The following is a 21,640-nucleotide window of genomic DNA, read 5'->3' as shown; positions in this document are numbered from 1 at the left end:
TCGTCAAATGGCTTGGCTGCGCCGTGAAGGCGGCAGCAACTGGGCAATGGGGCCGGCGTTGGCGGCAGCGTCGTGCTGGCCGAAGCGGGCGTTGTAGGTGGCGATGATTTCGCCGGCAATGGACACGGCGATTTCGATGGGCAGCTTGCCCTTGACCTCGGTCAGGCCCATCGGGCACCGCATGCGCGCCACCAGGGCGGGGTCGAACCCGCGCTCGCGCAGGCGATGCTCGAACTTGACTCGCTTGGTCTTCGAGCCGATCAGGCCGAACCAGGTGAAATCGTTGCGCTTGAGGATGGCAGCGGTCAGCTCCAGGTCGAGCTGATGGTTATGGGTCATGACGATGCAGTAGCTGCCCGGCGGCAGGTCTGCCACTTCGTCGGCCGGCTCCTCGCTGACCACGCGCGTCACGCCGGCGGGAATCTGGGCAGGGAATTCCTGCTCGCGCGAATCGATCCAGCGCACCCGGCAGGGCAGCGCGGCGAGCAAGGGTACCAGAGCCCGGCCGACATGGCCCGCGCCGAACACGGCGATCTGCGCCTGCACGGCGGCCATGGGTTCGAACAACAACACCGTCACGCCCCCGCAGCACTGACCGAGACTGGCGCCGAGGCTGAAACGCTCCAGATGCGGGGTAGCGCGGTGCTTGTCGAGCATCTGCCGGGCGATGTGCAGCGCCTTGTATTCCAGATGGCCGCCGCCGATGGTGTCGTATGATCCGCAGGCGCTGACCACCATCTTCGAGCCGGCATTGCGCGGGGTGGAGCCGCGCTCTTCGATGATGGTCACCAGTACGCAGGCCTCGCCGCGGGCTTGGTGTTCGGCCAGGGCATTGATCCATTGGTGCATGATGCAAGATCCTCATCTGTGGGTGCCTGTTCGGGGCTTCTCGCCGACTTGCCGACAATGGGCCCGAACAGGCAACGCACCTTCAATTGTTCACTGCGTCCAGTTCCTGCACCGCAGGTTGCAAGGTGGTCGCCTTGCGCATCTGCTCACAGCCCCACAACACCCGCTCCGGCGTGGCAGGGGCGTCTATGTTCGGTTGCACGCGGTAGTCGGCAAGGCTGGCCACCGCATCCTTGATCGCGCACCAGGCGGCGATCCCGAGCATGAACGGCGGCTCGCCCACGGCCTTGGAATGGAACACCGTGTCCTCCGGGTTCTTGCGGTTCTCCACCAGCTTGACCCGCATGTCCAGCGGCATGTCGGCCACCGCTGGAATCTTGTAGCTGGCCGGGCCGTTGGTCACCAGTTTGCCCTTGGCGTTCCACACCAGCTCCTCGGTGGTGAGCCAGCCCATGCCCTGGATGAACCCTCCCTCGACCTGTCCGATGTCGATGGCCGGGTTCAGCGAGTCGCCCACATCGTGCAGGATGTCGGCGCGCAACATCTTGTATTCGCCGGTCAGGGTGTCGACGATCACTTCCACGCAGGCCGCGCCGAAGGCGTAGTAGTAGAAGGGGCGCCCCCGTGCCTGGCTGCGGTCATAGAAGATCTTTGGCGTGCGGTAGAACCCGGTGCTCGACAGCGACACCTGACCGAAATAAGCCTGCTGCACCAACTGCTCGAAGCTGACGATCTGGTCGCGCACACGCACGTGGCCATTACGGAACTCCACGTCTTCCTCGGTGACCTGGTAGTGCCTGGCAGCGAATTCGGTCAAACGTTTCTTGAGAATCTCGGCTGCATGCTGTGCGGCCTTACCGTTCAAGTCAGCACCACTGGAAGCGGCGGTAGGGGAGGTGTTGGGTACCTTGTCGGTGTTGGTGGCGGTGATCTGGATCCGGTCGATATCGACCTGGAAGACCTGGGCCACCACCTGCGCCACCTTGGTGTTCAGGCCCTGGCCCATTTCAGTGCCGCCGTGGTTCAGGTGGATGCTGCCATCGGTGTAGATATGGATCAGCGCCCCTGCCTGGTTGAGGAAGGTGGCGGTGAACGAGATGCCGAACTTGACCGGGGTCAGCGCCAGGCCTTTTTTCAGGATCGGGCTGCTGGCATTGAAGCGGCCGATGGCCGCCCGCCGTTCGGCGTAGTCACTGCTGGCTTCAAGCTCGGCGGTCATCTCCTCGAGCATGTTGTGCTCGACGGTCTGGTAATAATGGGTGACGTTGCGCTCGTCCTTGCCATAGTAGTTGGCCTTGCGCACGGCCAGCGGGTCGCGGCCAAGGTGTCTGGCGATGTGGTCCATCACCTGCTCGATGGCGACCATGCCTTGCGGCCCGCCAAAGCCCCGGTAGGCCGTGTTCGACGCGGTGTTGGTCTTGCAGCGGTGCCCGTGGACGGTGGCATCGCCCAGGTAGTAGGCGTTGTCGGAGTGGAACATGGCGCGGTCGACGATCGAGCCGGACAGGTCCGGGGAGTAGCCACAGTTGCCGGCCAGGTCCAGATTGATGCCGTGCAGGCGACCCTGGTCGTCGAAGCCCACGTCGTACTCGACGTAGAAGGGGTGTCGCTTGCCGGTCATGGTCATGTCCTCGACCCGCGGCAAGCGCATCTTCGTCGGTTGCCCGGTCAGGCGGGCGATGACGGCGCACAGGCAAGCCGGGCTCGCGGCCTGGGTCTCCTTGCCGCCAAATCCGCCGCCCATGCGGCGCATGTCCAGCACCACCTTGTTCATGGGCACATCGAGCACTTCGGCCACCAGTTTCTGCACCTCAGTGGGGTTCTGGGTGGAGCAGTACACGATCATGCCGCCGTCTTCAGTAGGCATCACCGAGGAAATCTGGGTCTCCAGGTAGAAGTGTTCCTGGCCGCCGATGTGCAGGGTGCCTTGCAGGCGATGCGGGGCGCTGGCCAGGGCTGCGGCGCTGTCGCCGCGCTGATGGGTGTGGCTGTCGAGCACGAAGTGCCGCTTGCGCAGCGCCTCGACCACATCGAGCACCGGTTCGAGGTCCTCGTATTCGATGACGGCGGCCATGGCGGCGCGGCGTGCGGTGTCCAGGTCACGTGCGGCCACGGCCAGGACCGGCTGGCCGAAGAACTCGACCTTGTCGATGGCCAGCAAGGGATCGCCTGCCACCACCGGTCCGATGTCCTTGAGCCCAGGAATGTCCTGATGGGTGATCGCAAGGCGCACCCCTTCGAAGGCGTAACAGGGCGTGGTGTCGATGCGCAGGATGCGCGCATGGGCACGGTCTGCGGTACGTGCATAGACGTGCAGCTGGTTGGGGAATTCCAGTCGGTCGTCGATGTACAGCGCTTCGCCGGACACGTGCTTGTCGGCGCTGTCGTGCTTGACGCTGCGCCCGACCCCGGTGGTCAGGTCCTGACGGAACAGGTCGGCCATTTCGGCCTGGCTTTTGGGCACATGATGGTTAGACATAAGCGGTCACCCGGGTTTCGATGTGCGGCGTTTGCAGTTCGATGAAGTACTTGCGCAGCAGGTTCTGCGCGGTGAGCAGGCGGTATTGCTGGCTGGCGCGGAAGTCGCTGAGCGGGGTGAAGTCCTCGGCCAGGGCCTGGCAGGCGCGCTCCACGCTGGCCTTGTTCCAGGGTTGGCCCAGCAACGCCGCCTCGCAGGCACGGGCGCGCTTGGGGATGGCCGCCATGCCGCCGAAGGCGATGCGTGCGCCGCTGACCACCCCGTGCTCGATGCTCAGGTTGAACGCTGCGCACACCGCCGAGATATCATCGTCCAGGCGCTTGGAAATTTTATAGGCGCGGAACGTCCAGTCGTGCCGGGCGAGGGGTACCAGGATCTTCTCGATGAACTCGCTGTCCTGCCGGGCGGTGATGCGGTAGTCGATGAAATAGGCTTCCAGCGGCATCGTGCGCTGGCGCTCGCCCTGGCGCAGGACCACCTGGGCGTCCAGCGCGATCAACAAGGGCGGTGAGTCGCCGATGGGCGAAGCGTTGCCGATGTTGCCGCCCAGGGTGCCCTGGTTGCGGATCTGCAGCGAAGCGAAGCGATGCAGCAGCGCCCCGAAGTCCGGGTATTGGGCGTTCAACGCCTGGTAGCAGTCAGTGAGCGGGGTAGCGGCACCGATTTCAAGATGGGTGGCGGTCTGCTCGATCCGCTTGAGCTCGGCCACATGCCCCACGTAGATCATCACTGGCAGGGTCTTGTGCATCTGCGTGACTTCCAGCGCCAGGTCGGTACCGCCTGCCAGCAACCGGGCTTCGGGGTGCGAACTGTACAGCTCGGCCAGGTCGGCGACGGTCAGCGGAACCAGGCAACGTTTGTCGCCACTGTTCAGCTCGCCGGTCTGCGACGGTGCAATGGCCTTGAGGCGGGCGATGGTCTGCGCTTGCTGGGCATCGAACTGGTCGCGGCAGGGCTGCCGGCAGCTCTGCTGGGCGGCGTCAAGGATGGGCCGGTAACCCGTGCAGCGGCACAGGTTGCCGGCCAGTGCTTCCTGGGCCTGATGCACGTCGGCACCTTGACTGTTCTTTTGCAGGGCGAACAACGACATCACAAAGCCTGGCGTACAGAAACCGCATTGCGATCCATGGCAGTCCGCCATGGCTTGCTGCACGCTGTGCAGCTGGCCTTGGTGCTTGAGGCCTTCGACGCTGATCAGCTGCTTGCCGTGCAGGCTGGACACGAATGTCAGGCAGGAATTGAGGCTGCGATAGCGCAAGGCATCGTTGCCGGCGTCGTCCTGGGTCAGTTCACCGATCACCACGGTGCAGGCGCCGCAGTCACCGCTGGCGCAGCCCTCTTTGGTGCCGGGTTTGCCCAACTGCTCGCGCAGGTATTGCAGCACGGTCATGTTCGGGTCCAGGGCGTGCTCGCTGCGCAGCTCCTGGTTGACGAGAAACTGGATCACGGGGATGGCCTCGCAATGGTTTTATTGTTGTTGGGCCGACTCTAAGCAACACCTGTCGCGCGGGTCAATGTTTTTCTGACTCAGAGGTCAGGAAATCGTCCGGCGGCCGGCCCACCCTGGTTGATGATGCTTGCACCAAGCATAGATCGCGCCGGCCCGGCAGCTGTCCGGGTGGTCAAATAAACCCCGATACACCGCTGCGCTTCCCGGGGGCAAGTAGGCTACAATCCGCCCCCTTGTGTCCCGTTCAGTGATTTGAAGGAAAACCATGACGTTCAAGGCCCCGGACAGCCTCGCCGAGCAGATTGCCGATTACCTGGCCGAGCGCATCATCCGCGGCGAACTGGCGCCTGCAGAGCGTATCCAGGAGCAGAAGGTGACCCAGGCGCTCAACGTCAGCCGGGGTTCGGTGCGCGAAGCGCTGCTGATCCTTGAACGTCGCCACCTGGTGGCGATCTTGCCGCGCCGGGGCGCCCACGTCACCGAGCTGGATGAGCGCAGCGTGCGCAGCCTGTGCACGCTCATGAGCGAGTTTTACATCCTGCTGGGCAACGCGGTTGCACAACGCTGGCGCAGCGAAGACGAACTGCGCCCGTTTCTGGACATTCAGCAGCGTCTTCATGTGGCGCATGCCGCACGCGACATCGAGGCGTTCGTGGCCGAGAGCTTCGAGGTGATGCGTGCTGCCTACCCCTTCGCCGACAACCCGTTCCTGCAGGAAACCGTCGAGAACCTGCAGCCAGCCATGAGCCGCGCCTATTACCTGTCCCTGGACCAGCGCCAGGCGAACATGGTCGATTACCTGGGCCTGTTCGGTCACTTGCTCGAGGCGGTGGTGCTGCGCGACTTGCAGCGCATTCGTGAAGTACTCACCGCCTATGGCCAGCGCAGTTGCGAACTGGTACTGGCGGCGCTGGCCCGGCCCTGACTGATGCGTCTGAAGTGCATCCGTCTGGCAGGGTTCAAGTCTTTCGTCGACCCCACCACCGTCAACTTCCCAAGCAACATGGCGGCGGTCGTGGGCCCCAATGGCTGTGGCAAGTCCAACATCATCGACGCCGTACGCTGGGTAATGGGCGAAAGTTCGGCAAAGAACCTGCGCGGCGAGTCGATGACAGACGTCATCTTCAACGGCTCCAGCGGCCGCAAACCGGTCAGCCAGGCCAGCATCGAACTGGTGTTCGACAACAGCGAGACTACCCTTGTGGGCGAGTATGCCGCCTACGCCGAGATCTCGATTCGGCGAAAGGTGACCCGCGACAGCCAGAACAGCTACTACCTCAATGGCACCAAGTGCCGGCGTCGGGACATCACCGATATCTTCCTGGGCACAGGCCTTGGGCCTCGCAGCTACTCGATCATCGAACAGGGCATGATCTCCAAGCTGATCGAAGCCAAGCCCGAGGAACTGCGCAATTTCATCGAGGAAGCGGCGGGTATCTCCAAGTACAAGGAACGTCGCCGCGAAACTGAAAACCGCATCCGCCGAACCCAGGAGAACCTGGCGCGCCTGACCGACCTGCGCGAGGAGCTGGAACGCCAGCTCGAACGCCTGCACCGCCAGGCCCAGGCGGCCGAGAAATACCGTGAATACAAGGCGCAGGAACGCCAGCTCAAGGCGCGCCTGGCGGCGTTGCGCTGGCGCGAGCTGGACGAACGGGTTCGTCAGCGTCAGTCGGTGATCGGTAACCAGGATGTGTCCTTCGAGGCGCTGGTGGCCGAGCAGCGCAATGCCGATGCCAGCATCGAGCGGCTGCGTGACGGTCATCATGAGCTGTCCGAGCGCTTCAACCAGGTGCAGGCCCGGTTCTACTCGGTGGCCGGCGACATCGCCCGGGTCGAGCAAAGCATCCAGCACGGCCAGCAACGTTTGCGCCAGTTGCAGGACGATTTCAAGGAAGCCGAACGCACGCGCCAGGAAACCGAATCGCACCTGGGGCATGACCGTACGCTGCTGGCAACGTTGGGCGAAGAACTGGCCATGCTCGAGCCCGAGCAGGCGCTGACCCTGGCGGCTGCCGAAGAAAGCGCTGCCGTGCTGGAAGAGGCCGAATCAGGCATGCACGGTTGGCAGGAGCAGTGGGACACCTTCAACAGTCGCTCGGCTGAACCGCGTCGCCAGGCCGAAGTGCAGCAGGCGCGCTTGCAGCAGTTGGAAAGCGGCTTGGAGCGCCTGGCCGAGCGTCAGCGCAAACTCACCGACGAACAGGTGCAGTTGGGCGAAGACCCGCAAGACGCGGCCATGCTGGAGCAGGTTGAGCAGTTGGCCAGCAGCGAGTTGTCGCTCGAAGCACTGCAGCTGGAAGAAGAGGAGGTTATCGAGCGCCTGGAAACGGTGCGCCAGGCGCTGCAGGAGGCCGGGCTGGCTCAGCAACAGGCCCAGGGTGATGTGCAACGCCTGGGCGGGCGCCTGGCATCGCTGGAAGCCCTGCAGCAGGCAGCCCTGGACCCAGGTGCTGGTGTGGGCCAATGGTTGCAGGGGCAGGGGTTGGCAGACTGCCCTCGCCTGGCACAAGCGCTGCGCGTTGAGCCCGGGTGGGAGCTTGCGGTGGAAACCGTGTTGGGCGCCGACTTGCAAGCCGTGCTGGTGGACGACTTCGCACCGTTGGACCTGGCGGGCTTGCAGCAGGGCGATGTGAGCCTGCTGCTCGCGGCTTGCGCCAGCCAGGCGGTGCCTTCCGGCAGCCTGCTGGACAAGGTACAGGGCCCCGTCGACCTGGCGCCATGGCTGGGCCAGGTCAGGCCCGTGGAAGACCTGGCCGAGGCCTTGACCTTGCGTGCTGCGCTGGGCGAAGGGCAGAGCCTGGTCAGCCGCGATGGCTACTGGGTCGCCCGCCACAGCCTACGTGTGCGCCGCGGTGGCAGCGGTGAAAGCGGGGTGCTGGCGCGCGGTCAGGAGATCGAACGGCTCGAGCACAGTCAGCGTGAGCAGCACATCGCCCTGCAGCAGCTTGACCAGCAGCTGCACACCCTGCGTGAACAGCAGCAGCACCTGGAAGCGCAGCGCGAGCAGGTACGCCGTCGCGCCCAGGATGAAAGCCGCCTGCAGGCCGAACTCAAGGCCAGCTTGTCAGCCAACCGTGCCCGTGCCGAACAGGTCGCGCTGCGCCGCCGCCGTTTGGAAGAAGAGCTGGCTGAGCTCGACGAGCAGCGCGCCCTCGAGCATGAGCAACTGGGCGAAGCCCGTTTGCTGTTGCAGGATGCCCTCGAACTCATGGCCCAGGACACCGATCGGCGCGAAGTGCTGCTGGCCCAGCGCGACCGGCTGCGTGAGGGCCTGGACCGCATTCGTCAGGAAGCCAGGCAGCACAAGGACCATGCCCACCAGCTGGCCGTGCGCCTGGGGTCGCTGCGCGCTCAGCATGACTCCACGCGTCAGGCCCTGGAACGCCTGGAACTGCAAGCGGCCCGTCTGAGCGAGCGACAGGAGCAGCTGAGTCTGAACCTGGAGGAGGGGGAGGCGCCGTTGGAGGAGCTGCGGCTCAAGCTCGAAGAGTTGCTGGAACGGCGCATGGGTGTCGACGAAGAAATGCGCCAGGCACGTCTGCAAATGGACGAGGCCGACCGCGAACTGCGCGATGCCGAAAAACGCCGCACCCAGGCCGAGCAGCAGGCTCAGTTGCTGCGTGGTCAACTCGAACAACTGCGCCTGGAGTGTCAGGGCCTGGAAGTGCGGCGTACCACATTGCAGGAGCAGTTGCTCGCCGACGGTTACGACTTGCAGGGCGTTCTCGCCACGGTCGAGCCCGACGCCACCGAGGCCGGCACCGAGCAGGCCTTGGAGCAACTCGATGCCCGTATCCAGCGGCTGGGCGCGATCAACCTGGCCGCCATCGAGGAGTACGAACAGCAGTCCGAGCGCAAGCGCTACCTCGATGCCCAGGATGCTGACCTGGTCGAAGCTTTGGAGACGCTCGAAAACGTCATTCGCAAGATCGACAAAGAAACCCGCCACCGCTTCAAAGATACCTTTGATCAGATAAATGCCGGATTGCAGGCACTTTTCCCAAAAGTTTTCGGTGGTGGCAGCGCTTATCTGGAACTGACGGGCGAAGATCTACTCGATACAGGGGTGACGATCATGGCGCGACCACCGGGCAAGAAGAACAGCACCATTCATCTGCTGTCCGGTGGCGAAAAAGCACTGACCGCCTTGGCGCTGGTGTTTGCCATCTTCAAGTTGAACCCCGCACCGTTCTGCATGCTCGATGAAGTCGACGCACCGCTGGACGATGCCAACGTCGGGCGGTATGCCCGGCTGGTGAAGGAAATGAGTGAGAGCGTGCAGTTCATTTACATCACGCATAACAAAATCGCCATGGAAATGGCCGACCAGTTGATGGGGGTCACCATGCACGAGCCGGGCTGTTCGCGCCTGGTGGCCGTGGATGTGGAGGCGGCCATGGCGATGGTCGATGCGTGAAACCTGTGGTCGAACGGCACAATCTTCATTGAAATGCCCCTGTCATGTGAGACAGACGGTGTAAAGTTGTCTTTGGTCGTGCTAGCTTTATGTCACTCGTTTTCTGCGTGGGTAAAACGCCTGTCAGAACATAGGCTTGGCGCCACGTGTTAAAGGCCTTTGAAGCCTTTGTTTTCAGCATATTTATTAGAGGCACGGGATTACATGGAAATCGGTCTGCGCGAGTGGCTGATCCTTATCGGCATCATTGTCATTGCCGGCATTCTTTTCGACGGCTGGCGCCGTATGCGCGGCGGCAAGGGGAAGTTGAAATTCCGTCTGGACCGCAGTTATGCCAATGCGGCGGACGATGAAGGCGGTGGTGCCGAAGTGCTCGGCCCACCCCGCGTGCTCGACACCCACAGGGAGCCTGAGCTGGACGAAAGTGATCTTCCGTCGCTCAGTGCCTCGGACCGGGACCGTGAGCGCGAACCCAAACCTGCCAAGGTCAGCAAGTGGCCAAAACGCCCGGCGGCTGCAGAAGCGCCGCGCGTTGACGCAGGCTTCAGCGCGCCTTCCCGTGAAGCGGATATCGTGATCGACGACGAGGACGACTTCGCGGCGGACAAGGGGCGTAGCCCATCCCCTGCAGCGGCCAACAACAGCGTCAAGGAGCTGCCGCCGGCCGAGGAAGTGCTGGTGATCAGCGTTATTTCCCGTGACGAGGGTGGGTTCAAGGGCCCGGCGTTGCTGCAGAACATTCTGGAAAGTGGCCTGCGGTTCGGCGAGATGGACATCTTCCACCGTCACGAGAGCATGGCCGGTCACGGCGAAGTGCTGTTCTCCATGGCCAATGCCGTCAAGCCTGGCATCTTCGACCTGGATGACATCGACCATTTCAGCACGCGTGCGGTGAGCTTCTTCCTCGGCCTGCCAGGCCCGCGCCATCCGAAGCAGGCCTTCGACGTCATGGTGGCGGCAGCGCGCAAGCTGGCCCATGAGCTCAACGGTGAACTCAAGGATGACCAGCGCAGCGTGTTGACGGCGCAGACCATCGAACACTACCGCCAGCGCATCGTGGAATTCGAGCGCCGTGCCCTGACCCAGAAGCGCTGATAAATCCAGACGAAGAGCAGCCTCGGGGCGTGCTGGTCGGTTCAGGCCTCTTGCTCATCGACTCGGCTTTCGGCAAGCGAGCCCGCTTCACGGTTTCACCGCAGCCTTTGAAGGCTGTGGCGAAACCGTGGAGCGGGCTCGCTGCCTAAGTCACAAGGCGATGACGAGACCTGGCTCTCCAGAGGCTGCCAGGCTGCTCTTTCGTTTTGCAAGAGAAGCTCAAAATGACCGCTGAAACCCGCATCCACGAACTGCGTGCCGAACTCGACCAGCACAACTACCGCTACTATGTGCTGGACGAACCCAGCGTGCCCGACGCCGAGTACGACCGGCTGTTCAACGAACTCAAGGCGCTGGAGGCCGAGCATCCCCACCTGGTCACGCCCGACTCGCCCACCCAGCGGGTAGGTGGGGCGGCCCTTGCCGCATTCAGCCAGGTTCGTCATGAGGTCCCCATGCTCAGCCTGGGCAATGCCTTCGAAGAAGACGATCTGCGCGAGTTCGGTCGCCGCGTGACGGAAGGACTGGACCAGCCAGGCGCGGTGGATTTCAGCTGCGAGCCCAAGCTCGATGGCCTGGCGGTCAGCCTGCTCTACCGTGACGGTCACCTGGTGCAGGGTGCCACGCGAGGCGACGGCACCACGGGTGAGGACATCAGCGCCAACGTGCGTACCGTGCGCAACATTCCCTTGAAGCTGCACGGGCAAGGCTGGCCTGCGGTGCTGGAAGTGCGGGGCGAGGTGTTCATGAGCAAGGCCGGCTTCGACCGGCTCAATGCGTCCCAGGCCGACCTCGGCGGCAAGACCTTCGCCAACCCGCGCAATGCCGCGGCAGGCAGCCTGCGTCAGCTGGACTCCAAGATCACTGCCAGTCGCCCGCTGGAATTCTGCTGCTACGGTGTCGGTCAGGTGTCCGCACCTGTGGCCGACAGCCATATCGCCACGCTGGAGCAGCTCAAGACATGGGGGTTGCCGATCAGTCGCGAGCTCAAGCACGCAGCCGGCATCGAGCAGTGTCTGGACTATTACCGCGACATCGGCGAGCGGCGTAACAGCCTGCCTTACGAGATCGATGGCGTAGTGTTCAAGGTCAACAGCCTGGCCGCACAGCGTGAGCTGGGTTTCCGTGCCCGGGAACCGCGCTGGGCCATCGCCCATAAATTCCCGGCGATGGAGGAGCTCACCGAGGTGCTGGACGTGGAGTTCCAGGTAGGGCGTACGGGCGCGGTCACCCCAGTCGCCCGCCTGAAGCCGGTCAAGGTCGCCGGTGTCACGGTGTCCAATGCCACCTTGCACAACATGGACGAGATCGCCCGCCTGGGCTTGCGCATTGGCGATACGGTCATCATCCGCCGCGCAGGCGACGTGATCCCGCAGGTGATGCAGGTGGTGCTGGAGCGTCGCCCGGAAGGGGCGCGTGAAGTGCAGGTGCCCAGCCAGTGCCCGGTGTGCGGCTCGCATGTGGAGCGCACCCAGCTGGTCAAGCGCAGCAAGGGCAGGGAAGTGACCAGCGAGGGGGCCGTGTACCGCTGCGTCGGCCGCCTGGCCTGTGGGGCGCAGCTCAAGCAGGCGATCATCCACTACGTGTCGCGCCGGGCCATGGACATCGACGGGCTGGGTGAAAAAAGCGTGGAGCAGTTGGTGGACGAGGGCCTGATTGCTTCACCTGCCGACCTTTACGCGCTCACGTTCGACCAAATCGTCGGCCTCGAAGGTTTTGCCGAAGTCTCCAGCCGCAAGCTGCTTGATGCCATCGCCGCCAGCAAGCAGCCGACCCTTGCCCGCTTCATCTATGCCCTGGGCATTCCCGATGTCGGTGAAGAAACCGCCAAGGTGCTGGCCCGCTCACTGGGCAGCCTGTCGCGCGTGCAACAGGCATTGCCGCAGGTGCTCACTTATCTGCCGGACATTGGCCTGGAAGTGGCCCATGAGATACACAACTTCTTTGAAGACGAACACAACCAGAAGGTCATCCGCCAGTTGCTGGACAGCGGCATGCAGTTGCAGGACGAAGGCGAACTGGCCGCGGAGTTCGCCGCCAGTACCACCCTGGCTGACATGCTCGCCAAACTCGACATCCCCTCGGTAGGGCCTACCGGCGCGCAAAAGCTGGTGGCGCGCCTGGACAGCCTGGACAAGATCATCGCCGCCGACGGCATCGACCTGCGCCAGGCGCTCAATACGCGCCAGGCAGAGGCTGTACGCGCGTTCTTCAGGGATGAAGCCAACCAGCGTCTGGCCCATGCCATCGAGGCGCAGCTGCTGGCCTTCGGCATGCACTGGCGCAGTGAGAAGAAGGTGGCCGAGGGGCTGCCTCTGGCGGGCCAAACGTGGGTGCTGACCGGCTCCCTGGAACGCATGAGCCGCGACATCGCCAAGGAGAAGCTCGAAGGCCTGGGGGCGAAAGTGGCGGGGTCCGTTTCTGGCAAGACCCACTGCGTGGTGGCAGGGCCGGGTGCCGGGTCGAAGCTGGCCAAGGCCAGCGAGCTGGGCGTGAAGGTGCTCGATGAAGAGGCGTTCGTGGCGTTTCTTGCCCAGCAGGGCATCGAGGTCTGATAACCCTGGAGCCGTGATGGCCCGGTGCGTGATTGCCGGCACTTGGCCATCTTGGCGTGCGGGGGTGGCTGTCGAGGTGTTTGACCGCGTGGCGCGCGCTAGCCAGACAAGTCATTGAGAAATGATGACTTTTTCTGCTGCAGAGGTTGTATCTGGGCTCAGGACCGGTACAATGGCGCCACTCGCTGTTCAGCGAGACATGTAGTGGTGGCCCTGTCGGTCCTCCCGCATTGATTACCCGTTAACCTGGTCAGGCCCGGAAGGGAGCAGCCATAGCGGGAACATCGAGTGCCGGGGTGTGGCTGGCGGGGCCGCCTCCATTTCAGGCCCTGAATTCTCCAAGGCCAAGCGCTTGGCCACTCAGGCTTTGCCGTTTCTGTCGTAAGTGCAGCCCGAACACCACCTTGCGAATACTGGCTCTAACGCTGCGCACACTATCGCACACGCAGCATCAGGTGCTGGCGTTACTGCGATTTTGCCAACTTGCACTTCTGCAGATGGAGGCGCAGCCCGTTAAAATGGCGAGGCTGATGGCAGTAGCGAACAGCTTGATGCGAGACAGCATCAAGATTTCCTTGTCGATAATGAATGTTGAATGATCAGCGCTTCGCTCCATCATTAATATCATTATGCCATGTTGCCTCGCGGTGCATTGAGGCTTGAGTACACAGCGCTTCGGGCGTTGCACTCAGGGGGTATGCAGGTGAAACCGACTGGCAGTTGTCGGCAGTATTCAGCACCTAGGTTTGCCCGCTGAAGGGGTTGCCCCTTTCAAGCCGCGCAATACATTCGAAGGTGCTGACCGTGCTGAGGCCACTGCCATCAACCGGCGAAACCTCGGGCAAGCCAGATGATCGTCGGCAGGGCACTCAGCCGCGTGGCGCAAGCCTTTGCTCATGGCCTGCAACGTCTTGATCCGGCTATCGAGCTCATCGGCCTTGGCCAGCAGTTGACCCCGGTCGACCTTCATGTCCACCAGCAGGGTGCTGATTTCGTCCAGCGAAAAACCGGCGGCCTGGCCCAGCGCTATCAATGCGAGCCTTTGCGCCACGTCAGCCGAAAACTGCCGGCGTTGGCCAGGCTCGCCACGCGCCGTGAGCAGTCCCTTCTTCTGGTAATAACGCAGCGTCGAAGACGGCACGCCCGTGCGCCTCGCCACATCGGCAATGTCCATGTGCAAGCCCTTGACTTGAAGTTGACTTCAACTTGCATGCTGCCCGGCGTATCCGACAACGTCAAATCAGAGGGAGCGTCATGGGCATCAGCGAACAGTGGATTGCAGCAATAGGCATCGGCGTCGGGGCCACACTGGTCATGGACGGCTGGTCGGCGGTCTCCAGGCGCCTGGGCGTTAGCACGCTCGATTACGCCTTGGTGGGTCGCTGGGCGGGGCATGCACTGCGAGGGCGCTGGCGCCACCAGGCAATCCGTCAGGCCCCGCCCATCAAACATGAGCGGATCTTGGGCTGGACGCTGCACTACGTCATTGGCGTGGCGTTCGCGATGCTGCTGGTCATCACGGCGGGCACCCCCTGGCTGAGCGCCCCGACCCTGTGGCCGGCATTGGCCGTGGGCGCAGGTACGGTACTGGCGCCCCTGTGCCTGATGCAGCCTGCCATGGGCATGGGCTTTTTTGCTTCACGCACGCCCAGCCCCTGGCGCGCGCGGTTCAAGAGCCTGGTGAACCACCTGGTATTCGGTATCGGGATGTACGTGACGGCTTTGGCGCTGTAGGTGTCAGGTGCCCGTCCCGGCGGGTTGGGGCTCTTCGGTGCTGCCGTAGCGTTGCAGCAAGCGCTCCATCTCCCCGCTCTGCTTGAGGCGCACCAATGCGCGCAGAAGCGCTTGGGCGGGTATGTCAGGGTCGTTGCGTACCAGGCAGCCCAGGTCCTGTTCGTCCAGCACCGCCAGTGGCTGCAGTTGCGCATGGCGCTGATGGTTGAACCACCGCAGTGACAGTTGGTTGCTGACGGCATAGCGGTACCGTCCCGCTTGCAGCTTCTGCAGGGCCAGCTCCTGGCTGCGGCTATCCTCCCGGTAAAGGCGGTGTGCCGCCAGCAGGGGTTCAAGCGTGGTGTAGGTGTAGCCCAGGACGGTGCCGATGGGCTGGGGTGACAACCGTTGCGGCGAAATCGGGCCGCCTTCGCCTATGCGGCCTACCAGCACATCGCGCTGGTGAATCAGCGGCACGCTCCAGATGAAGTCCTTCGGCCGTGCCATCAGCCACTGATCGCTGACATAGCAACGTACATCGATATCACCCTGGTTCATCGCCTCCTCGAGGCGCATTCGAGCCATTACATGATATTCGGCGCGTACACCGGCTTGCTTGGCGGCCGCCTGCATCACATCGAACAACAGGCCCTCGACCGGCTGGCCGTTCTCGATGCGAATCAGCGGCATGCTCCAGCTCTCGGCCACCGAAAAACGCAGTACCGGCTGTTCAGCCAGGCTGTGAGCCGACCAGAAAAGAAGCAAAGTCAGCAGGGTCCGCACCGCAGGTCCTCCATGATCCGCTGTCCATCGTCGCGCCCGGCCAGTCAGGCAGTGCAATTTTGCCCCCGCTCCGCTAGCATTAGCGATCTTCCGCTCGATCAGGCTACGATGGTTTTTCGATGAGTTATCAGGTTCTTGCACGTAAATGGCGTCCGCGCTCGTTTCGCGAAATGGTCGGCCAGGCCCATGTGCTCAAGGCCTTGATCAACGCGCTGGACAACCAGCGCCTGCACCATGCCTACCTGTTCACCGGCACGCGCGGTGTAGGCAAGACTACCATCGCGCGCATCATCGCCAAATGCCTGAACTGCGAAACCGGCATTACCTCCACGCCCTGCGGTACCTGCTCGGTCTGCCGGGAAATCGATGAAGGGCGTTTCGTCGACCTGATCGAGATCGACGCCGCCAGCCGTACCAAGGTCGAGGATACCCGCGAGCTGCTGGACAATGTCCAGTACGCGCCGAGCCGTGGTCGCTTCAAGGTCTACCTGATCGACGAAGTGCACATGCTCTCGACCCATTCCTTCAACGCGTTGCTCAAGACGCTGGAAGAACCACCGCCCTACGTCAAGTTCATCCTCGCCACCACCGACCCGCAGAAACTGCCGGCTACCATTCTGTCGCGCTGTCTTCAGTTCTCCTTGAAGAACATGAGCCCGGAGCGTGTGGTCGAGCACCTGAGCCACGTGCTCGAGGCCGAGAACGTGCCGTTCGAAGCCGATGCGCTGTGGTTGCTCGGCCGTGCGGCCGACGGCTCGATGCGCGATGCCATGAGCCTGACCGACCAGGCCATCGCCTTCGGTGAAGGCAAGGTGCTGGCCGCTGATGTGCGCGCCATGCTCGGCAGCCTGGACCATGGCCAGGTATACGGGGTACTGCAGGCATTGCTCGAAGGGGATGCACGCGCATTGCTCGAAGCCGTGCGCAACCTGGCCGAGCAGGGCCCGGACTGGGCCGGGGTGCTGGCCGAAATGCTCAACGTGCTGCACCGTGTGGCCATTGCCCAAGCCTTGCCCGAGGCGGTGGACAACGGCCAGGGTGACCGGGAGCGCGTGCTGGCCCTGGCTGCTGCCTTGCCGGCCGAAGACGTACAGTTCTATTACCAGATGGGCCTGGTAGGGCGGCGTGACCTGCCCTTGGCGCCCGACCCGCGTGGTGGCTTCGAAATGGTACTGCTGCGCATGCTGGCGTTCCGCCCGGCCGATGCGGACGGGGCCCCAAGGCCGGTGCTAAAGCCAGTGGGGATCAGCCAGGCCACAGCTGATTCCGTCGAGCCGGTGGCGCCCCCGGCAGCGGTTGCCCAACCGGTAAGCGAACCGGTTGCGTCGGCGCCGTCAGCGCCCGTGATCGAGGTGCCTGCGCCGGCAACGGCCGACCATGAACCCGAAGCTGAGCGTGACCGCGAACTCGAGGCAGAAATCACCGCCATTTCGGTGCCTGAGCCCGTTGCGCCGGTTGTCGATCTGCCATGGGAAGAACCTGCCGCACCGGCCGTGCCGGAGCCTCAGCCGGCCCCAGCACCCGTTGCTGCAAAACCTGCGCCTGCCCAACAGGCGTCAGCCCACGATGGCGTGCCCCCGTTCGATCCAGGTGCGTACGCGTCCGTGGGCATGGACCGCGACGATGAGCCGCCGCTCGACGAAGACTACTACGCTGGCGAAAGCGATCCGGTGGGCTTCAGCTACCTCGACGAGCTGGCCGAGCACGTCCAGGAGCAGCCCCAGGTCGCCGCCGAGCCACTGCCCGCTGCCAAGCCGGCGACCGGGCTGGCCTTGCAATGGCTGGAATTGTTCCCGCAGTTGCCTGTCTCTGGTATGACGGGCAACATCGCGGCCAACTGCACGTTGATCGCCGCCGACGGTGATGACTGGCTCCTGCACCTGGACCCGGGGCAAGGCGCGTTGTTCAACGCCACCCAGCAAAGGCGCCTGAACGAGGCGCTCAACCAGCACCTGGGGCGTACGTTGAACCTGCGCATCGAGCTGATCCGGCCCGAACAGGAAACGCCAGCCCAGGCCGCGGCTCGCAAGCGCCTTGAACGCCAGCATGAAGCCGAGGCGTCGATCGAGCACGACCCGCTGATCCAGCAGATGATCAAGCTGTTTGGCGCCAAGGTGCGGCACGATACTATTGAGCCTGTAGAGGCCCTGGCCAGTCAGGGCCAGTAACGGATAACCATGCGGCCAGCCTAGTGCCAGGCCGCATCACATGACCCAATCGAGGTATTCCCCATGATGAAAGGTGGCATGGCCGGCCTGATGAAGCAGGCCCAGCAGATGCAGGAAAAGATGCAGAAAATGCAGGAAGAGCTGGCCAACGCAGAAGTCACCGGCCAGTCCGGCGGTGGCCTGGTCAGCGTGGTGATGACCGGCCGCCACGACGTCAAGCGCGTGAGCATCGACCAGAGCCTGATGTCGACCGAAGAAGACGACAAGGAAGTGCTCGAAGACCTGATCGCTGCAGCCCTGAACGATGCCGTGCGCAAGATCGAACAGAGCAGCCAGGAAAAGATGGGCGGCATGACCGCTGGCATGCAACTGCCGCCAGGCTTCAAGATGCCGTTCTGAGCATTTGCGTGCCGACGAACCGTCGCTGGTAACAGCGGCGGTTTTTTTATGGCCGCCGTGCCGATTTGACGCCACTCCCCATGGTGGGTATAAACCGCCTCTTAATGACTTGTCAGGCGTTTCCCATGAGCTTCAGTCCTCTCATCCGCCAGCTGATCGACGGCTTGCGCATTCTGCCCGGCGTTGGCCAGAAAACGGCACAGCGCATGGCCCTGCAATTGCTGGAGCGTGACCGCAGCGGGGGGCTGCGGCTCGCCCAGGCGCTGACCCAGGCCATGGAAGGGGTAGGGCATTGCCGTCAATGCCGCACCCTGACCGAACAGGACCTCTGCCCCCAGTGCGCCGACCCACGGCGTGACGACACGCAACTGTGCGTGGTCGAAGGCCCGACGGATGTCTATGCCGTCGAGCAGGCTGGCTATCGCGGGCGTTATTTCGTGCTCAAGGGGCATCTGTCGCCGCTCGACGGACTGGGCCCGGAGGCGATCGGCATTCCCCAGCTGATGGCACGCATCCAGGAGCAGGGCACCTTCACCGAAGTCATTCTTGCCACCAACCCCACGGTGGAAGGTGAAGCCACGGCGCACTACATTGCCCAGTTGCTGGCTGAAAAGGGTCTGGTCGCCTCGCGTATCGCCCATGGCGTGCCCTTGGGCGGCGAGCTGGAGCTGGTGGACGGCGGCACGCTGGCCCATGCCTTTGCAGGGCGTCGTCCTATTTCGCTCTGAGGCAGCGATCGGGTTCGACTGGCAGTGCCGTGACATAGGGGTTCCAGCGGCGAAGCTGATCCCGCACCCCATCGCCGCCCATCCGTCCCCCCTCAGCGCTCGCTGAGGGAAAACTCGGTCAGGCAGAAGGTCGGTACGCCCGCCGCCTGCAAGCGGCGCGAGCCGTCCAGCTCGGGGAGGTCGATGATGGCTGCCGCTTCGAACACCTGCGCACCCGTACGGCGCACCAGGTTGGCGGCGGCCAGGAGCGTACCGCCGGTGGCGATCAGGTCGTCGAAGATCAGTACCGAGTCGCCCTCGCACAGGCTGTCGGCGTGCACTTCTAGGAAGGCTTCGCCGTACTCGGTCTGGTACCCCTCGCTGAGCACGTCAGCGGGCAGCTTGCCTTGCTTGCGGAACAGGATCAGGGGTTTGTTCAGCTGGTGGGCGATGATCGAGCCGATCAGAAAACCACGCGCGTCCATGGCGCCGATGTGGCTGAACTCGGCCTCGACATAGCGCTCGATGAACTGATCGGCCACATAGCGCAGCCCGCGCGGCGACTGGAACAGTGGGGTGATGTCGCGGAAGATCACGCCCGGCTTGGGGAAGTCCACTACCGGACGGATCAGGGCTTTGAGGTCGAAGGCGTCGCTGTGCATTGTTGCAGGTATCCTGGGAAAACGAATGGCCCAGTATACCTGCTAATGCGGCCCTCAGGCCTCCATTGCCCCACCGGCCAGCGCGCAAAGCTGGATCGGGTCGAGGATATGCACTTCCTTGCCTTCGGCGCGCAGCAGGCCATTGTGCTGGAAGCGGGTGAACACGCGCGACACGGTTTCCACCGCCAGACCCAGGTAGTTGCCCATCTCGTTGCGCGACATGCTCAGGCGGAACTGGTTGGCCGAATAACCCCGGGCGCGAAAGCGCGCCGACAGGTTGACCAGAAACGTCGCGATGCGCTCATCGGCGGTCTTCTTCGACAGCAGCAGCATCATCTGCTGATCGTCGCGAATTTCGCGGCTCATCACGCGCATCAGCTGGCGACGCAGCTGCGGCAACTGCACCGACAGCTCATCCAGGCGCTCGAACGGAATCTCGCAAACGGATGTGGTTTCCTGGGCCTGGGCCGACACCGGGTACGCCTCGGTGTCCATGCCGGACAGGCCCACCAGCTCGCTGGGCAGGTGGAAACCGGTGATCTGCTCTTCGCCGCTGTCGCTCAGGCTGAACGTTTTCAGGGCGCCGGAGCGTACGGCATAGACCGAGCCAAAATTATCCCCCTGGCGGAACAGGAACTCGCCTTTCTTGAGAGGGCGACCTCGCTTGACGATTTCGTCCAGTGCGTCCATGTCTTCCAGGTTGAGTGAAAGGGGCAGGCACAGGGGGGCCAGGCTGCAATCCTTGCAATGGGCCTGGCTGTGTGGGCGCAGTTTGACTGGCTCGGACATTTGACTCGATCCTTGTGGGAAAGCACACATAAGTCGTAAGGGTAACCCACGACATAGGGTGTAGGCCAGTGGCCGCGACCAGCAGGATGACCTGTCAGACCCGCCAGCGCATTGCCCGATCGCCTGTGTGCCAAGAGCCACATGGCCGGGGCGTGGTAAGTGCGGCCAAATGTCTCGCTCAGATCACACGGGAGAACCGTTGGCGATTGTGCATGGCCAGGTAGGCATCGAAGACCATGCACACCGCGCGGGCCAGCAGTCGCCCAGCCGGCAGGATCCGAATGCCCTTGTCGTCCAGGCGAATCAGGCCGTCGCGCTGCAAGGTCAGAAGCTCCGGCCACAGGTCGTTGAAATAGCCACGAAAATCGACGGCGAATGCTTGTTCGATCGGCTCGAAGTCCAGCTCGAAGTGGCAGATCAGCTGCTGGATGACCGCCCGGCGCAGGCGGTCGTCGGGGGTGCACAGCAGGCCACGCTGGGTGGCGAGCTGGGCGTTGGACAGGCTGTCCTGGTAGGTGGCGAGGTCGCTGCTGTTCTGGCAGTACAGATCGCCGATCTGGCTGATCGCCGATACGCCCAGGCCGATCAGGTCGCAGTGCCCATGGGTGGTGTAGCCCTGGAAGTTACGCTGGAGCGTGCCTTCCTCCTGGGCGACGGCCAGTTCGTCATCGGGCAGGGCGAAGTGGTCCATGCCGATGTAGCGGTAGCCGGCAGCGGTCAGTTGCTCGATGGTGGCGTGCAGCATGTCCAGCTTGGCCGCTGCACTGGGCAGCTCCCCGGCTTCGATGCGCCGTTGCGGCATGAACCGTTCAGGCAGGTGGGCGTAGTTGAAGACCGACAGGCGATCGGGCTGCAGGCGGATCACTTCCTCAACGGTGCGGGCGAACCCTTCGGGCGTCTGGCGCGGCAGTCCGTAGATCAGGTCCAGGTTCACCGAGCGGAACTGCAAGGTACGAGCCGCCTCGATCAAGGTCCGCGTCTGCTCCAGGCTCTGCAGGCGGTTGACGGCGCGTTGCACGGCCGGGTCCAGGTCCTGCACGCCGAGGCTGACGCGATTGAAGCCCAGCTCACGCAGCAGGCCCATGGTCGACCAGTCCGCCTCGCGCGGGTCGATTTCGATGCCATAGTCGCCGGAATCGTCATCGAGCAGGCTGAAGTGCTGGCGCAGCGTGGCCATCAGCTGACGCAGCTCTACGTGGCTCAGGAAGGTCGGGGTGCCGCCGCCAAAGTGCAGCTGCTCCACACGCTGCCTGCTGTCCATGTGGCAAGCCACCAGCTGGATTTCCTGTTCCAGGCGTTGCAGGTAGGGGGCAGCGCGCGCCCGGTCCTTGGTGATGACCTTGTTGCATGCGCAGTAGTAGCAGATGTTGGCGCAGAACGGCACATGCACGTACAGCGACAACGGGCGCACGGCCCGCCGGCTTTCGCGCAGGGCGTGCAGCAGGTCGAACGAGCCCACTTCGCTGTGCAGTTGCACGGCGGTTGGGTAGGAGGTGTAGCGTGGGCCGGCCAGATCGTAGCGGCGGATCAGGTCGGTGTCCCAACGTAGGTCGTCGAGCATGAGGGCGGTC

16 protein-coding genes and 1 other RNA gene are annotated in these 21,640 nt (G+C 63.6%); 9 read left to right on the top strand and 8 right to left on the bottom strand.

The features are described from left to right. Positions 1 to 3: 3 nt before the first annotated feature. The 3 genes from xdhC to xdhA all read right to left on the bottom strand — a co-directional run bounded on the left by xdhC (position 4) and on the right by xdhA (position 4,775). The gene (gene xdhC, locus CWR53_RS15015) at positions 4 to 849 is read right to left on the bottom strand and encodes a xanthine dehydrogenase accessory protein XdhC (protein WP_100851966.1); all 846 of its coding nucleotides are present in this window, start codon (positions 847 to 849) and stop codon (positions 4 to 6) included. A gap of 82 nt (positions 850 to 931) precedes the next feature. Next, entirely contained in the window at positions 932 to 3,328 is a 2,397-nt protein-coding gene (gene xdhB, locus CWR53_RS15010; RefSeq protein WP_100851965.1) for a xanthine dehydrogenase molybdopterin binding subunit, read from the bottom strand. Next, the gene (gene xdhA, locus CWR53_RS15005; RefSeq protein ID WP_100851964.1) at positions 3,321 to 4,775 is read right to left on the bottom strand and encodes a xanthine dehydrogenase small subunit; all 1,455 of its coding nucleotides are present in this window, start codon (positions 4,773 to 4,775) and stop codon (positions 3,321 to 3,323) included. Before xdhA ends, xdhB begins: the two co-directional genes overlap by 8 nt. A 268-nt stretch (positions 4,776 to 5,043) precedes the next feature. Here xdhA and CWR53_RS15000 point away from each other — a divergent pair, with 268 nt between their 5' ends. The 5 genes from CWR53_RS15000 (at position 5,044) to ffs (ending at position 13,159) form a co-directional block, all read left to right on the top strand. Then, the gene (locus CWR53_RS15000) at positions 5,044 to 5,703 is read left to right on the top strand and encodes a GntR family transcriptional regulator (protein ID WP_100851963.1); all 660 of its coding nucleotides are present in this window, start codon (positions 5,044 to 5,046) and stop codon (positions 5,701 to 5,703) included. Positions 5,704 to 5,706: 3 nt separating this feature from the next. Further along, positions 5,707 to 9,198 (top strand): chromosome segregation protein SMC, encoded by a 3,492-nt coding sequence (gene smc / locus CWR53_RS14995; protein WP_100851962.1) that lies wholly within the window; start codon positions 5,707 to 5,709, stop codon positions 9,196 to 9,198. 204 nt (positions 9,199 to 9,402) lie between these two features. After that, positions 9,403 to 10,293 (top strand): cell division protein ZipA, encoded by an 891-nt coding sequence (gene zipA, locus CWR53_RS14990; RefSeq protein ID WP_058604802.1) that lies wholly within the window; start codon positions 9,403 to 9,405, stop codon positions 10,291 to 10,293. 224 nt (positions 10,294 to 10,517) lie between these two features. Continuing rightward, complete coding sequence (ligA, locus tag CWR53_RS14985; protein WP_100851961.1) at positions 10,518 to 12,848, top strand: NAD-dependent DNA ligase LigA; 2,331 nt, start codon at positions 10,518 to 10,520, stop codon at positions 12,846 to 12,848. A 214-nt stretch (positions 12,849 to 13,062) separates the two neighbouring features. Beyond that, positions 13,063 to 13,159, top strand: an RNA gene (gene ffs / locus CWR53_RS14980) — signal recognition particle sRNA small type. A gap of 422 nt (positions 13,160 to 13,581) precedes the next feature. Here ffs and CWR53_RS14975 read toward each other — a convergent pair. Beyond that, positions 13,582 to 14,022 (bottom strand): helix-turn-helix domain-containing protein, encoded by a 441-nt coding sequence (locus CWR53_RS14975; RefSeq protein ID WP_100851960.1) that lies wholly within the window; start codon positions 14,020 to 14,022, stop codon positions 13,582 to 13,584. An 80-nt stretch (positions 14,023 to 14,102) separates the two neighbouring features. Between CWR53_RS14975 and CWR53_RS14970 the strand changes: the two genes are divergently transcribed. Then, entirely contained in the window at positions 14,103 to 14,582 is a 480-nt protein-coding gene (locus CWR53_RS14970; RefSeq protein ID WP_058638561.1) for a DUF2938 domain-containing protein, read from the top strand. 3 nt (positions 14,583 to 14,585) lie between these two features. Here CWR53_RS14970 and CWR53_RS14965 read toward each other — a convergent pair whose 3' ends face one another. Further along, positions 14,586 to 15,344 (bottom strand): ABC transporter substrate-binding protein, encoded by a 759-nt coding sequence (locus CWR53_RS14965; RefSeq protein WP_100851959.1) that lies wholly within the window; start codon positions 15,342 to 15,344, stop codon positions 14,586 to 14,588. Between the two features lie 119 nt (positions 15,345 to 15,463). On the opposite strand from CWR53_RS14965, the gene dnaX reads away from it, so the two are divergent. The 3 genes from dnaX to recR all read left to right on the top strand — a co-directional run bounded on the left by dnaX (position 15,464) and on the right by recR (position 18,639). Beyond that, positions 15,464 to 17,512, top strand: coding sequence for a DNA polymerase III subunit gamma/tau (dnaX, locus tag CWR53_RS14960; protein WP_100851958.1), 2,049 nt, complete (start codon positions 15,464 to 15,466; stop codon positions 17,510 to 17,512). A 63-nt stretch (positions 17,513 to 17,575) separates the two neighbouring features. Further along, positions 17,576 to 17,911 carry a YbaB/EbfC family nucleoid-associated protein gene (locus tag CWR53_RS14955; protein WP_023535908.1) on the top strand — a complete coding sequence of 112 codons (336 nt, stop codon included), beginning with the start codon at positions 17,576 to 17,578 and terminating at the stop codon, positions 17,909 to 17,911. A gap of 125 nt (positions 17,912 to 18,036) precedes the next feature. Then, positions 18,037 to 18,639, top strand: a complete 603-nt coding sequence (gene recR, locus CWR53_RS14950) for a recombination mediator RecR (RefSeq protein WP_023535938.1) — start codon at positions 18,037 to 18,039, stop codon at positions 18,637 to 18,639. A 92-nt stretch (positions 18,640 to 18,731) separates the two neighbouring features. Here recR and CWR53_RS14945 read toward each other — a convergent pair whose 3' ends face one another. From CWR53_RS14945 to hemN, 3 genes are all read right to left on the bottom strand, one after another. Further along, positions 18,732 to 19,280: an adenine phosphoribosyltransferase gene (locus tag CWR53_RS14945; protein WP_023535921.1), complete on the bottom strand. Its 549-nt coding sequence runs from the start codon at positions 19,278 to 19,280 to the stop codon at positions 18,732 to 18,734. Positions 19,281 to 19,334: 54 nt separating this feature from the next. Next, the gene (gene fnrA / locus CWR53_RS14940) at positions 19,335 to 20,069 is read right to left on the bottom strand and encodes a Crp/Fnr family transcriptional regulator FnrA (RefSeq protein ID WP_058604807.1); all 735 of its coding nucleotides are present in this window, start codon (positions 20,067 to 20,069) and stop codon (positions 19,335 to 19,337) included. Between the two features lie 178 nt (positions 20,070 to 20,247). After that, positions 20,248 to 21,630 carry an oxygen-independent coproporphyrinogen III oxidase gene (hemN, locus tag CWR53_RS14935; RefSeq protein WP_058604808.1) on the bottom strand — a complete coding sequence of 461 codons (1,383 nt, stop codon included), beginning with the start codon at positions 21,628 to 21,630 and terminating at the stop codon, positions 20,248 to 20,250. Positions 21,631 to 21,640: the final 10 nt, after the last annotated feature.

The sequence above is a fragment of the Pseudomonas sp. SGAir0191 genome, assembly GCF_002812565.2.
Classification (GTDB): domain Bacteria; phylum Pseudomonadota; class Gammaproteobacteria; order Pseudomonadales; family Pseudomonadaceae; genus Aquipseudomonas; species Aquipseudomonas parafulva_B.
This window is presented reverse-complemented; position numbering and strand designations above follow the sequence as displayed.

Bases quoted from the DNA above. Each gene is read 5' to 3' on its own strand.
- zipA (WP_058604802.1), top strand. From the start codon at position 9,403: ATGGAAATCGGTCTGCGCGAGTGGCTGATCCTTATCGGCATCATTGTC.
- fnrA (WP_058604807.1), bottom strand. From the start codon at position 20,069: ATGTCCGAGCCAGTCAAACTGCGCCCACACAGCCAGGCCCATTGCAAG.
- CWR53_RS14945 (WP_023535921.1), bottom strand. From the start codon at position 19,280: ATGCACAGCGACGCCTTCGACCTCAAAGCCCTGATCCGTCCGGTAGTG.
- CWR53_RS14955 (WP_023535908.1), top strand. From the start codon at position 17,576: ATGATGAAAGGTGGCATGGCCGGCCTGATGAAGCAGGCCCAGCAGATG.
- xdhB (WP_100851965.1), bottom strand. From the start codon at position 3,328: ATGTCTAACCATCATGTGCCCAAAAGCCAGGCCGAAATGGCCGACCTG.
- recR (WP_023535938.1), top strand. From the start codon at position 18,037: ATGAGCTTCAGTCCTCTCATCCGCCAGCTGATCGACGGCTTGCGCATT.
- CWR53_RS15000 (WP_100851963.1), top strand. From the start codon at position 5,044: ATGACGTTCAAGGCCCCGGACAGCCTCGCCGAGCAGATTGCCGATTAC.
- xdhC (WP_100851966.1), bottom strand. From the start codon at position 849: ATGCACCAATGGATCAATGCCCTGGCCGAACACCAAGCCCGCGGCGAG.
- dnaX (WP_100851958.1), top strand. From the start codon at position 15,464: ATGAGTTATCAGGTTCTTGCACGTAAATGGCGTCCGCGCTCGTTTCGC.
- smc (WP_100851962.1), top strand. From the start codon at position 5,707: ATGCGTCTGAAGTGCATCCGTCTGGCAGGGTTCAAGTCTTTCGTCGAC.
- ligA (WP_100851961.1), top strand. From the start codon at position 10,518: ATGACCGCTGAAACCCGCATCCACGAACTGCGTGCCGAACTCGACCAG.
- CWR53_RS14975 (WP_100851960.1), bottom strand. From the start codon at position 14,022: ATGGACATTGCCGATGTGGCGAGGCGCACGGGCGTGCCGTCTTCGACG.
- CWR53_RS14970 (WP_058638561.1), top strand. From the start codon at position 14,103: ATGGGCATCAGCGAACAGTGGATTGCAGCAATAGGCATCGGCGTCGGG.
- hemN (WP_058604808.1), bottom strand. From the start codon at position 21,630: ATGCTCGACGACCTACGTTGGGACACCGACCTGATCCGCCGCTACGAT.